Genomic DNA, 12762 nt, shown 5'->3' on the forward strand with positions numbered 1-12762 from the left:
CCTGCGTATGCGGTTTTTCGGATTTCGAATTCGTCATGTGTCGACAACCTCATGGAACTCTTGTTTTCGACTGGTCATCATCGGACCGACCGACTCATACGGACAATCCGATGAGCAAGGGTTCCGGCGTTCTCATGGGGTCCTTGTGACTCCGTGGGCCCAGTGAGAAGGCGGGCGGCTTGGCTTCCGCGGCATGATCGCGTCAGTCGTTGTCGGACTGCGTTGGCAGGCCCTTGAGCATACGGGCGATGATCTCGTCCTCGCTTCTGGGCAGGGCGTGCAGTTCACGTTCCGACTCGTCGGCGACGCTGAGGTAGTACAACGTGGCGTCGATGCGATCCAACGGTACTTCCCTGATGCGGGACCACAGTAACCGATACAGATCGAGTTGGGCAAGTTTCTCCTCGATGTCCTGCGTGTCGGTCGGTTTACGCCCGGTCTTCCAGTCCACCACGGTGAATCGACGGGCGTCGGCTGGGTCATCGAGACCGCCGGAGAACACGGCGTCGAGCTTGCCGTTGACAACCTGTCCGCCGATGACCGCCACGATCGACTGTTCCGTACACACCGCGTTGCGCTTCGCCCATCGGGAGTCGATCAGACGATGCTGCCAGGTGAGCAGGTGGCGTTCCCTCACGTCCAAAGTGCCGTCGACGAGCGCCCGATCCCGTTCCGCGAGCTCGTCGATCATGGTCGCACGCATATCCTGCGACGGCATGGCGATCGAATCCGCGGTCTGGAGCATACCGTCGCCCTGCGGGCAGATGAACCGGGCGGCCCAGTCGTGGAACTGCGTGCCGGCTTCCGCGGCCGGCGAGGAGCTGCGCGGAATCGGCCGGATGACTCCCGCCCACATCCGGTACCGTTTGCGGTCGTATGCGCGACGCGCCTTGGCATCGGTGGGAGCATTATCGTCCGTAAGCGTCATGCGCTTCTGGATGGAGGTCACGTTCTGCCTGCCGGAGGTGAGGATGCGTTTGCCATGTTCCTCGAGCGCGGACATATCCATGTCCAGACTCCGATCGGCATGGGAGCCCAGCACGTTGCGCGCATAGTCGAGCAGTGTCTGAGGCGCGCCGGTTCCCACCGTTGTGGATTCGTTCGGATGCGCCGCGCGCACTTCGCGTACGCTGTGGTCCACGGCTTCGATCACGGAATCCGTCAATGGCCGCGGCCATGGCACAAGCTTGTATTCGGCCTGCGCGACCGGTTCGAGCCATGCCTCGCCGACTACGGCGTTCTCATATTCCTCGGCATGGTCGCCGGCGAAGAAACCATAGAGGAAACGCACCCTGCCGTCCGGCATGATGAGCTCATCCGGCAGATTCGTCGGCACGCCGACGACATCCGATCGTCCGGCGAGCGCCTCGTGCACTTCCATCCAGAAGTTCGAGGCATGTGATTCCAACTCGCCGATGATCGTTTCGGCGATGTCGAGGGCGGCCTTGTTGACACCTGTTGGCTCGTCGTTCGACGAATCGTCCACTGGATCATCCGTTGGGTCGTCGGTCAAATCATCCGTCAGATCATCGGTCAGATCATCGGTCAGATCATCCGGGGCAAGGGTCGTCGTCATACGCGACAGATTGTTCGGCTCAGCGCTGAACGTGAGCAGCGCGGCATGCTTGGCTCGTGTGAGCGCCACGTACATGAGTCGACGTTCGTCGGCGTGCAACCGTCGTCCGTATTCCTCACGCTGACTGAGGAATACGTCATCGGCATCATCCGCCGCGTCCTCCACCGGATCGTCCTTGCCCGACGCATACACCTCCTGGTACACGCGTTCCACGGTGTCGAGAACGTTGAGTTGCATGATCGCATCGCCGTCCACGTCGGCGTCATGCGGGAACCTCGGCAGGATGGCGGAGTCCACGCGAACCGGCACGGGCACTGCGGTCCGATCCTCCAGCCAGGTATGGGCGGTCTCCTGATATTCCGGCGGAATCCACTGACCGTCGACATCCGTTTTGCCGTACCGCTCGATGCTGACGTTCAACGAATCACCCTGATTGCTGGGGAATCCCTTTGAGGTCAGGCCGGCCACGACCACGGCATCCCATTCGAGCCCCTTGGCCTGATGGATGGTCATCAGCGTCACGTCGGCCTTGCCGGAACTCTGCCCGGCACCGGTTTCCGGGACTTTGCTCAACGCGTCGACCCACGTGATGAATCCCCTCAGCGAGGGTGCCAAATTCTCCGGCAGCTCCTGCAGGTACGTATCGGTCAGGTCCGCAATGGCATCCATCGGCGCGCGTGCCATCGTAGGCGCATGCCCACCGTCATGACCGGCGATCGCCTGCGCCACCACGCAGTCGATATCGAGGCCAAGCTGTTCGACGGCGATGTGCAGCATGTCGGGCAACGGCAGATGCATGTGGGATTCCATGATGCGCAGCATGGACGAGACTTTCAGGAACAGTCGCCTACCGCGCGGGGAAATCGTCGTGCCATCAAGTTGATGGGCAAAGTCCGCGGATAGGAGAAGATCGGCGAGGAACACGCCATTGGGCACACTGTCACGATACTGGTTGACAATGCCCTTCCAATCGCGTCGCGGCTCGTGTCCGGTGGCGAATCCTGCGGTCACCAGCGCCCGATATCGGTATTCCGTGTTCGCGTCGTCGGCGAGTTTTCCGACGATCTTGAGATCGTTGGCACCGATGGAGAATCGTGGCGTAGCCATGAGGCGCATCAACGAACCGGTATCGCTGTGGTCGGCCACCGCATGCAGCAGAGCCAGCAGATCCTTGATCTCCGGACGGTCGAGCAACGCAGAATAGCCCACTACCTCACAGGTGAGACCCGCCTGTTCGAGCGCCTCTCGATAGTTGGGAATCATGGTCTTGGAACGGAACAGCACGGCCACGTGCGTGCCGTCGATCGTCTTGCCGTGGCTGTCCACGCCATACAGTTCCTTGGCCTTGCGGGCGAATCGAACCGTCGCGTCGATCTCCTGGCCGCGCGTGACGTAGCCTTGCACGCCGACAGTGCCCAGCGGGGAGGTCGCGGCATCGTCTTCGATCCAGGGATTGAGCACGTCCACATCCACTTCGCGCATCAGCGAACTGCTCGGACGACGCGGCGCACTGCGTAGCGGTATGGTCAGATCGTTGGCGGCGTCGAGCACGATGCGCGGATTGCGTCGGGTATAGGTCAACGCATACGGCCTGTATGGAGCACCCGGGTCGTTGTGCGAAGCATCCATGCCGAAGTCACGCTGGAACATGCGGAACGCCCCCGGACTGGCACCGCGCCACGCGTAGATCGACTGGAACGGATCTCCCACCGCGTTGACAGCGGTATGCGCGCCTGTACCGCCGCTGGCACCATCCGTGTGGAACAGCGCAGCGAGCAATGTGGCCTGCGTGGTGGATGTGTCCTGATATTCGTCCAGGAACACATGGGAGTAACGACGACGGTATTCCTCACCGATCGAGGGGAAGCGCCGGATGAGCTGGAATGCGGCGATGGTGAAATCGCTGAACTCCGCCATGCCGGCACGTCGCTTGGCGTTCTGGAATTCCTCGGCCAGTGTGAGCAGCAGTTCACGCCGACGGGTGACGTCGCGCAACGCATTGGCATGATACAGACCACGGGCATGCCGGTATGCTTCGACACGAAGCGCGTACTCGGCAGCACTTCCCGACTTTTTGGGTTTCCTCGGTTTCGACGGTTTTTTCTCGGGAATCACCTCGTCGCCGATCAGCGCATCCAGTCGCTTGATGAACGCGGCATCCCAGGCGCGAATCCGTTCCACGGCGTCATGGAATGTCAGCACATCGCCGCCGATCATGGCGTTCGCAATGGCATGAGACAAGTCCATGAGCTGAGTGGTCAACTCGGAGAACCGTCCCATATCGGGGGCATCATCGCCGTCGGTATGGGGAACGGAATCGTTTGACCCATCGTCGGATTCCGAGACGGCGAACAGCAACGCCATATGCTTGCCAATCACGTCGGAGGCCAGCTGGTAGGCGCCGGCTTCGCTCAACGGCTGTGTGTTCTGGTCCATGCCGACCAGCAATCCGTACTGTCGCACGATTGACTGGAAGAAGGCGTCGTAGGTGAAGATCTCGGGCTTGAGGAACGCGCTGTCGGGATCGGTTCCACCGATCGCGTCCGTGGCCACGGCCTTGGTCACGGCTCCGGACACACGGTCCAGCAGCTCGGATGCCGCCTTGCGGGTGAAGGTGAGACCGAGGATGCGTTCGGCCGGTACACCACGCTCGATCAGTGCAATAATGCGGTTCGTCATCGTGTAGGTCTTGCCGGAGCCGGCTCCGGCCACCACCAGGATGTCGTCGTTCACCGGGGCGTCGATAACCGCCGCCTGTTCGAAAGTCGCCGCCATTATCGGACCTCCAATACGGATGTGATGTCGTCGGCACAGGCGGGACAGGCATCCTTGTGCCGGCAATACTTGATGTGGTTGTCATCGGGGTCGGCGAGCAGTCGCGTCGACTGTACGGCTCCGGCCGCATAGAGCACACGCGCGATCATGGTCAACGCCCAGATGGTCTGTGTGCCACGACGGTCGAGCAGGCTCTTCCACGCGGCCTCGCTGACGCCTTCCGGCGGCACGGTCGGTAGTACGGGCTCATCGAACAGCTTGTCGATGGACGACAGGTAATACCGCGGCTTGAAACCATCATTGATATGGCCGTTGCGGAACAGGGCCGGCTGATAGCAGGCCTCGCTCACACGACTATGCGATGGCGCTTCCTTGTCCTTGACAAAGAACAGTCCGGACTGTCCGATGAGGGGAATCTCCGGGAGCTTACGGGGCTGAGTTTCGGAGGCGGTCGCATCAGGCATCAGCTGTTCGTCGAACTGCTCGCCCAGCTGGTAGCACACCAGCTGCAGATCGCTGAAGCTCTCCTTGACGGTCCGTGCCTTTCCGGTCTTGTAGTCGATAAGACGCAGCTGACGGGTGCCATCGGCCATCACTCGCGTCTCCTCACGGTCCATACGGCCCGCGATGCACACCTGCAGATCAGGCTGCATGCCTTCCGGCCAACCGCCGACCAGCGCGCCAAGCATGCCGTACAGATCGTCACGGCTGATCCGCGTCACACCCGGCATGGCATTGTACGCTGTCAAGATCCAATCCAGATCAAACCGGGCGAGAAACGGCTTCTCGCACGTCACGGATTCGAGGGTACCAACCGGAACGGGCTCCCCCTTCAAGCCTTGGCGTCCGTATGTATCGCCTTCGGATGCGCCCTGTCCACCCTGTGCCGTGGCGCTGTTCACGAAATACTCGGCGATGTGATGCAGCAGCGTACCTGCCGAACGGTCCTTGACCATGGCGTCATATCGCTCGGCCACGGTGGGGATATCCTCGGGATTCACGCGCAGTTCGGCATAGATGTCGCGCATGCGGTCGGCAATGGCGGCAATTTTCGCCTCCGGGGTCGATCCCGGCTGATTGCCCGGCATGTCCAGACCTTCGGAACTGGCACGTTCGGCCACGGCATGGATGACAGTGCCAAATCCGGTGGCCACAGTCGATGGGCGCGGTCCCACGAACTGATTGTCCATCAGCCAGCACACCGGGCAGTTCCAGATGCCGTCAACCGCCGACGGCGAAAGCCGCACCGTAGGGGCGGACGACGTGTCCTCCTCTTTCGCGGTCCGATCATCGATCAGCCGTTCCTCCTTCCTCGACAATCCGTTGGGTACGGATGTGGCAGGGAAGACCACGGCGTCATCCGGCAAATCGTCGTCAGATGTCTCCGGGTCGGCATACACGAACGGCCAGTTGGACGGATCGGCGACGGCAACACCCTGATCACTGAGATACCGCAGCGTGGCCGCCGCATCCCGCACGGCTTCGGCCCCAACAACGTCCTTCCCTGCGGCAAGCATGGCTCTGGCCTCGGTCACGATGCCCCGAAGGCTGAGCTCCAACCCGTGGAATCGTTCCTCTTCGCCCACCTCGGTGTACCGGGTGAACGATCGGCTCTTGTCTTCGGCATCCTCACGTACAAACAGTTCGGGCATCAACCCATACAGGAAGTCCGACGGTACATGGTCGTCATCCGACACCGCGCTCACCTGCACCTGCGCTTCGGCTCGGGTAAGTGCCACGAGGAAACTCCGCTTCTCGCCGTAGAGCACCGATGCCACTCGTTCCGAACGGCGGGCAGCCAGATCGCCGACAGTGTCCAAAGCGACCGAGGAGGCCAGTCGGCCGTGGAGCATCACGTCGGCCAGATCATCGGCGCCGAACATGGTGTTGCGTGCGGCCAGATTCGGCCAGACCCCTTGCTGCATGGCCGGCATCCACACCAGCGACCAGCGCCGTCCGATCGCGCCGGCCGGCGTGGTGAGCGTCACCGCCTCTTCCAATGGACGGACGTGAGCGAGGGAATCCGCTTCAAGCTCCATACCACGCACCTGTGCCAGAAACGCGACCACATCATGCTGCGCGCCGGTGGATTCGGCGAACTGGAACAGACGCATGGCGGTGTCGAGTCGATCGTTCGCGGCACGGCCGTCGGCATCGTCATGCAACGCCTGGCGCTGCCATCGTTCGGCCACGTCGGCCGCCTGCCAGGCCTCCCACAGCACGTATCGGGCCTCACGCGACGGTATGGCGGGAAGCCTTCCGGCCACGACGCCGATCATCGTCCATGCGCGTTCGAATGCGGCGGCTTCCGGATCGGTCCAGATTCGCTGCCGTGATGCAGTGTCGGATTCATCGGATTCCACGGCAAAGCGGGAGCCAAGCACCTTGTGGATCGCCTGCATCATCCGTTCGGCGGGATCCCCACCAGCGGCGAGCAGCAGATTCATGGCGTCGACGCCGAATCCCATGGATGCGGTGTCGGCCGACGACCCCTGACCCATCAGCGAATCGTCCACGTTGATCGCAGCGTCGTCATGACGCAGCCGGTCGCGCAGCGCATACCAGTCGTCCATGATCGTGCGCAGCAACGCTCGATCCATCGTCGTCGAATCGTCAGCCGTCGCAGCGTCCGCCGTATCGTCATGCTCGGGCTGGGCGATCACACGCGCCAATGATTCCAACGCATTCATGGCGGCATCGATCACGGATATGCGCAACGGGTGTGCGACCCCCGCCGTCATCACGCTGACCAGCGGGCTTCGCAGCAGCATACGCATGCGGGAGCGGACGAATGCGGCAAGCGCCCGGGCATTCATCGACGTGCCGTCAATGCCCTGTTCCCGGAGCATGGCCAGTTCGATGATGGCGAACAGTCCCTGGATGAACGGCTCCTCCTTAAGAGGTTTCGTCACCGACGAGTAGCGCACCGGCACGCCTTCGCGACGCAGTCGTTCGCCGAACGTGCGCACGGTGCTGTTGTCGTGGGCGATCAGTGCCATGTCGTTCCACGACGTGTGACCGATCGTATGCGCGTGCTGCATGCGCCATACCACGTCGTCGAGTTCCTCCCCCGGGCTGCGGTACAGAGCCGCACGCACACTGCCGTCAGGGGATGCGGCCGGCACGTCGCTGCCGGGGACAGCAAGCGACGTGATCGGCACCGCGCCCGGCCATTGCGGCATCTTGCCCAGTCGATCGGCGAGCGGCACCGACGTTGGTTCCAGGGAAAGGATGCCCAGCGACGTGCGTGCAGCGACCAGATCGCGATATGAGTAGGAGAATGAGTCCGGCGAGGTCCACACATTGCCGTCAGTACCGGCAACGCCGTTGGCGACCTTGCCATTCCCGTCTTCCCCATGATTCACTGATGTGTTGTCCTCAGGAATCAGCTGTACCGCGAACGCGCCAAGACGACCCAGATTACGGTCGTTCACCATGGTTGCCACGGTGGTGGAGTCATCAGTGGAATCGGCTTCGGCATCTTCGATGATGTCGTCCAACGGCTGTTCCGTGGCACGAAGAAACAGGAACTCCGGATATGATCCGCGGAAGCCCTGCACCGCCTCGTCGGGATTGCCGACCAGTATCAGCCTGCCTCCCGCCCGTTCGATCGCCTGCAGGAACGCCATGCCGGCAAGCGTCACATCCTGTACGTCGTCGACGATCACCACACGGGGAATGGCCGCATCGTCGGACGGCAACGCCTCGCGTATCGCCTGCCGCACGGCTTCGGTGCCTTCGACCAGCAGGCGTGACGCATCCAGCCGGTATTCGTTCGGGTAGGTGCCGTTGATCGCCTGAATGTATTCGCGGCGCAGCGCGAACGCGGCCCTCCACTGTGTGGCCAACCGTTCGCCGCGTATGCCGGATTCGCCCGAGGCGTCGGCCAATGTGGCGATGATGGCGTCCTCCTTGGAGGAGGATGCGCCGAGTTCGTTCATACGGGCGAGCATGTCGCGCAACTGGTTGATGAACACGTCGCTGATGCCGTGTTCAAACAGTTCGTCGGTGGAGGCACTGCGCATGTTGCCGACAGCGGCACCGGCTCCGGCATTGGCGTTCGCGATGCCCGCTGACATGTCCGGGTTCGCCGCATCGGACGCGGATACCAGACCGGTCCAGTTCGCGGATGCGAAATACGCGGCGAGTAGTCGGCAGGTGTCACACTGGTCGCCCGCCCGCACATGGGCCATATGTGACGCCAGTACGGAACGGAGGATGGCGTCCTGTTCGGCGCCGTTGAGCAGTTTCGGCCCGGGAAGTCCTTCGCGGCCACGCATGGCGGAGATGATACGGAACGCCAGTGCCGCCAGCGTGGTCACCGGTCGGGCGAGCGAGGTCTGTCCCACGTCACGAATCACCCGTAGGCTCAGTTCATCGGCGATGACGCGGTTGGATACGATCATCACGGCACCTGTCGGTGTCGCCTCATCGTAGGCGGTTTTGTCCGCGGTTCCCGGCCTGCCGCCATAGAGCACTTTCAGCGCAAACGTCGTTTTACCTGATCGCGGCGGACCGGCCACCAGCATGGTGCGTGTGATCCGGGCATCCTCGGAGTCCCCAGTTCCGTAGGGAAGCGCCCTCCCCTCCAGCAGGTGCTGGGCCTGCGCAAACGCCTGATCGATCGTCATTGCCTCGTATGGCGTACGTTGTTTCGTCATGCCACCCATCCTATCCTCATCGGGTATGGGTGGCGATTTTCTGCAACTCGCTACGCGGCATCTACGATCCTACTGGTTCATTGCATCCCACACCGTACCGGAGATGGCGCGGATGTTGGCCTGCGCCGTGGAGTTCTCCACGTTTTCGCTCATTACGGTGATCACGTAGTCGCCCTTGGTACCGTATACGATCGCCGCGTCGTTCTCGGCACCGGGAATCTCGCCGGTCTTGTTGGCCACCTTGGTGCCGTCGGGCACGCCTGCGGGGATCTTGGTCCGGCGGGTCTGCTTGAGCAGCAGATCGAGCATCCTGCCGCTCATATCGGCGGAGATCAGCTGTCCCCGATACACCTTGGCCATGAAGGCACCGGCGTCGTTCACCGAGGTCTGCTTGAGGCTGGAATCATGCGTGCCCGAATCGTACAGCAGGTCGTTCATCGCGGTTTCGTTGAAACCATTGGCCTTGGCCGTGCTGTTGACGATCTGGAAGCCCGCCTGCGCATCGCCGCCTCCGAGCGTCTTGACCAGCGTGTTGGTGGCCTGATTCGAGCTGACGGTGATCATCTGGGTGAGCAGTTCGTCGATATTGGGGGTTTCGGTCAGCTTGCCCTGACTGATCTGATCGTAGACGGCGAGCATCACATACAGTTTGATCACCGAAGCGCTGGGCTGCTGATGGTCGTTGATTGAGATGGCCGCTCCGGTGGTCATATCCTCCACGTACAGAGACCAGGTGCCGGAGTATCCGCCAAGCTGCTGTTCGAGCGCGGTTTTCATCGTGTCGAGTTGCGTCTGCTTGGCCTGTTTGGCGACATCCGTCGGGTTTTCACTGGGTGTGGAGGTTGCGGAATCGGTGGGTGACGACTGTTTTTCGGCTTCGGACGAGGCACTGGCCGATGCGTCCGGCACGGTCTTGACGATCAGACGCGTGGATGCCGCGAAGGCGAGTCCGACCACGACGAGGACGGTGATCAGCGCGACCGCAATGATCCGGAACGGATGATGGATCGTGGGATTGGCACGGACGTGTTTTCCCACGGTCACTTCACCTCGGCGGCGACTTCGGCAAGGATGTCACTGGTCAGCGCTGCCGCACGATCCTTGCCCATGTTCTGGGTGAGCACGGCCACGGCGACGTCCGTCTTACCGGTCTTCATCACGATGAAGAAGTTGTATGAGTTCTTGATGCCCTGTCCGCGATGGCCGTTGAGCGTGGTGCCGGATGGCGCGTTCACCCCTTCGCTTGCCAGATCGAAGGACATCAGGTCGGTGCCTCCGGCCTTGGCTGTGGCGGCGAGCATCTTGGTTGCGTCGGATGCGGACGTGTAGTTCTCGTATCCGGAGTTGGATGCGGCCACATCGCCGAACATGCGCTGGAAGTCGGTGTTGCCGTAGCCGGCACCGGACGCCCAGCCGTTCAGGGCCGATAGTCCGCCAAGATCACCGATGGCGGTATTGCCATCGTCGTTGCTCATGGTGCGCATCATGGATTCGGCGGAGGACATCGCGGATGCGTTACCGGCATCCTTCGCGGACAGATACACGGGAAGATAGAATCCGGCGGCCACGAACTTGGAGTTGGCCTGCTGCGAATCGAATTCGTCGCCGTCCTCTACCGGCCGCACGCTGACCGCCGCGTCGGTGGAGGAATAGGAGTTCACGATGGACTGCAGCTTGTCCGCATCCAAATCGGTTGCTGGCGTACCACTGACAGTTGGCGTTGCCGTTGGAGCCTGCGTCTGCAGCGCAGTCTCACTTGGCTGGGGGGATGCCACGTTGCCGTCCATGATTCTGAGTACCTCGTAGGCGACGCCGCCGGTCACGACGAGGGCGGCCACGACCGCGGCGATGATGATCGGAACTATTGCGTTCGTCTTCTTCGGCTGGGTCCCAGCTGTCTGAGCCCCGGTCGGCTGGGTCCCGGTCATTGAAGGTTCCGGAACCGGCTGGTTCGGCATGGTCTGAGTGGGTGACTCCGACGTTGAGCCGGCGTCATCCGGCGGCACCGGTGCCCCGCAATTTGAGCAGAACAGCGCATCCGGTTCCAGTGCAGCACCGCAATGTGTACAAATCTTTGTCATGCCAAACGCCCTTCCCTGAACTACCTCTATATCAGCTCTTCTGAGCGAACATTCTAATCATGAGTCGGCATCGCCTGCCGACTGTGTCCCGGCGATCTCCGATACGGGTGCGGTAGGATGCAGACAGCATGAACCGCGATTCCAAGGAGCTGGTCACTGCATGATGCTCGCCGATCCACCTCATCTTGAAGGCTACGATTTCATCCGCACGCTGGGTTCCGGCGGCACGGCCACTGTGTTCCTGTACCGCCAGCGGGTGCCGAACCGTCAGGTGGCGATCAAGGTGGGCAACCGTCCGATCACGGACGCCGGTGTGCGACGCCGATTCCACGATGAGGCTGATTTCATGGCCAGGCTTTCCGAGCACCCGTTCATCGTGACCATCTATAACGCTGGCATCACCGCCGACGGCCGTGGCTACATGGTGTTGGAATATGCGAGTGCCGGTAGCTGCCGGGATCTGATGAAGCGCCGTCAGCTGTCCGTCGATGAGGTGTTGTCCTGCGGCATCAATGTGGCGAGCGCGTTGTATGCCGCCCATCGTCAGGGCATCATCCACCGCGATCTGAAGCCCGCCAACATCCTCATCTCCGCGCAGGGGCTTCCGTTGCTTGCGGACTTCGGCATCTCGGCCAACGTCTACGCCACCGGCGTGATGGGGTTTTCGATTCCGTGGGCGGCACCCGAAGTACTGCTTGGCAGATCGTCCGGCTCGGAGGCGGCCGATATCTATTCCCTTGCCGCCACGCTGTTCGCGCTGCTCGTGGGGCGTTCCCCGTTCGAGTACGGCTATGAGGTCCATGATCGCAATGAGCTGGCCCAGATGATCGTCAACGCGGATCTGCCGCGCATCCGACGTGCGGACGTGCCCAAGGGGTTCGAGGATGTGCTGCGCAAGGCGATGGCCAAGGATCCGGACGACCGGTATTATTCGGCGCTGGAGTTCGCACGGGACATGCAGCGCGTGCAGATGCGCGAGTATGGGCATCAGACGCCGGTGACGGTGGAGGAGGTGCCGCAGTTTCCTCCGCAGCGGGTCGGTGACCGGTCCGGAAGCGACACGTCGCAGAAGGCCCCTGGCGGTGGTTTCGGTTCCGTGCCGCAGACCGCACCGGAGCGGCATGGCCGGCGCAGGATCGTGCTGGCGTCTGGTGCGGCGATTGCGGCGATCGTTGCGATTGTGCTGTTCATCACGCTGGTGTTGCCGAATGTCGACGCCGTATCGGGAGGGCGTGCCGCTCCGACCGCCGGCGGTGGCATATCGTCGTTGGGTGGATCGTCCCGGTCGCCATCGCCCGACGATTCTTCCTCCGATGGTTCGTCCGATGCGAACGGCACGGATGACGCTGACGGTCAGTCGTCGGAGACGGTTCCCTCCCCTACCGGCCTGAGCGGATCATATACCGGCACGTCGGTCACCTTCACTTGGACGAATCCGGATCCGCGGGACGGCGACCGGTATTCGTGGACTCGCATCACCGGCGATGCGGGAGATCAGGAGGCAAAGGCCACGCTCACGGATTCCACCACGCTGCGTCTGGAGAATGTGACCGACGATCAGACATGCGTTCAGGTGAGCATCGTGCGGCAGGACCGTCGGATGTCGCAATCTCCGGCCACCGCATGCGCAGTACGTCGATGATCAGGGAATGGCGGCGTGACGACGTTG

Annotated in this window: 5 protein-coding genes and 1 pseudogene; 1 reads left to right on the plus strand and 5 read right to left on the minus strand. The window is 62.2% G+C overall.

Going from position 1 to position 12762, the window contains the following annotated elements; all coding sequences use genetic code 11:
- Positions 1 to 202: 202 nt before the first annotated feature.
- The 5 genes and pseudogenes from BTIS_RS03950 to BTIS_RS12280 form a co-directional block, all read right to left on the minus strand.
- On the minus strand, positions 203 to 4351 hold the full coding sequence (locus BTIS_RS03950) for an ATP-dependent DNA helicase (RefSeq protein WP_094662845.1): 4149 nt from the start codon (positions 4349 to 4351) through the stop codon (positions 203 to 205).
- Positions 4351 to 9012: a PD-(D/E)XK nuclease family protein gene (locus BTIS_RS03955; RefSeq protein ID WP_158216832.1), complete on the minus strand. Its 4662-nt coding sequence runs from the start codon at positions 9010 to 9012 to the stop codon at positions 4351 to 4353. Before BTIS_RS03955 ends, BTIS_RS03950 begins: the two co-directional genes overlap by 1 nt.
- 69 nt (positions 9013 to 9081) lie before the next feature.
- Entirely contained in the window at positions 9082 to 10050 is a 969-nt protein-coding gene (locus BTIS_RS03960) for a serine hydrolase (protein ID WP_143248860.1), read from the minus strand.
- 2 nt (positions 10051 to 10052) lie between these two features.
- A complete protein-coding gene (locus tag BTIS_RS03965) occupies positions 10053 to 10940 on the minus strand; it encodes a serine hydrolase family protein (RefSeq protein WP_169713047.1) in 888 nt (295 codons plus the stop codon).
- Positions 10941 to 11021: 81 nt separating this feature from the next.
- Positions 11022 to 11093, minus strand: a pseudogene (locus BTIS_RS12280) (zinc-ribbon domain-containing protein); the annotation flags it as partial.
- A gap of 160 nt (positions 11094 to 11253) precedes the next feature.
- Between BTIS_RS12280 and BTIS_RS03970 the strand changes: the two are divergent.
- Positions 11254 to 12735, plus strand: a complete 1482-nt coding sequence (locus BTIS_RS03970; RefSeq protein WP_245819263.1) for a serine/threonine-protein kinase — start codon at positions 11254 to 11256, stop codon at positions 12733 to 12735.
- The last annotated feature ends 27 nt before the right edge of the window (positions 12736 to 12762 follow it).

Origin of the sequence: Bifidobacterium tissieri (genome assembly GCF_002259645.1) — a bacterium.
GTDB classification, from domain to species: Bacteria; Actinomycetota; Actinomycetes; order Actinomycetales; family Bifidobacteriaceae; genus Galliscardovia; species Galliscardovia tissieri.

What these genes read in the sequence shown, in the direction of transcription:
- BTIS_RS03950 (WP_094662845.1), bottom strand. Translation starts at nt 4,351, where the DNA reads ATGGCGGCGACTTTCGAACAGGCGGCGGTTATCGACGCCCCGGTGAAC.
- BTIS_RS03955 (WP_158216832.1), bottom strand. Translation starts at nt 9,012, where the DNA reads ATGACGAAACAACGTACGCCATACGAGGCAATGACGATCGATCAGGCG.
- BTIS_RS03970 (WP_245819263.1), top strand. Translation starts at nt 11,254, where the DNA reads ATGATGCTCGCCGATCCACCTCATCTTGAAGGCTACGATTTCATCCGC.
- BTIS_RS03965 (WP_169713047.1), bottom strand. Translation starts at nt 10,940, where the DNA reads ATGACCGGGACCCAGCCGACCGGGGCTCAGACAGCTGGGACCCAGCCG.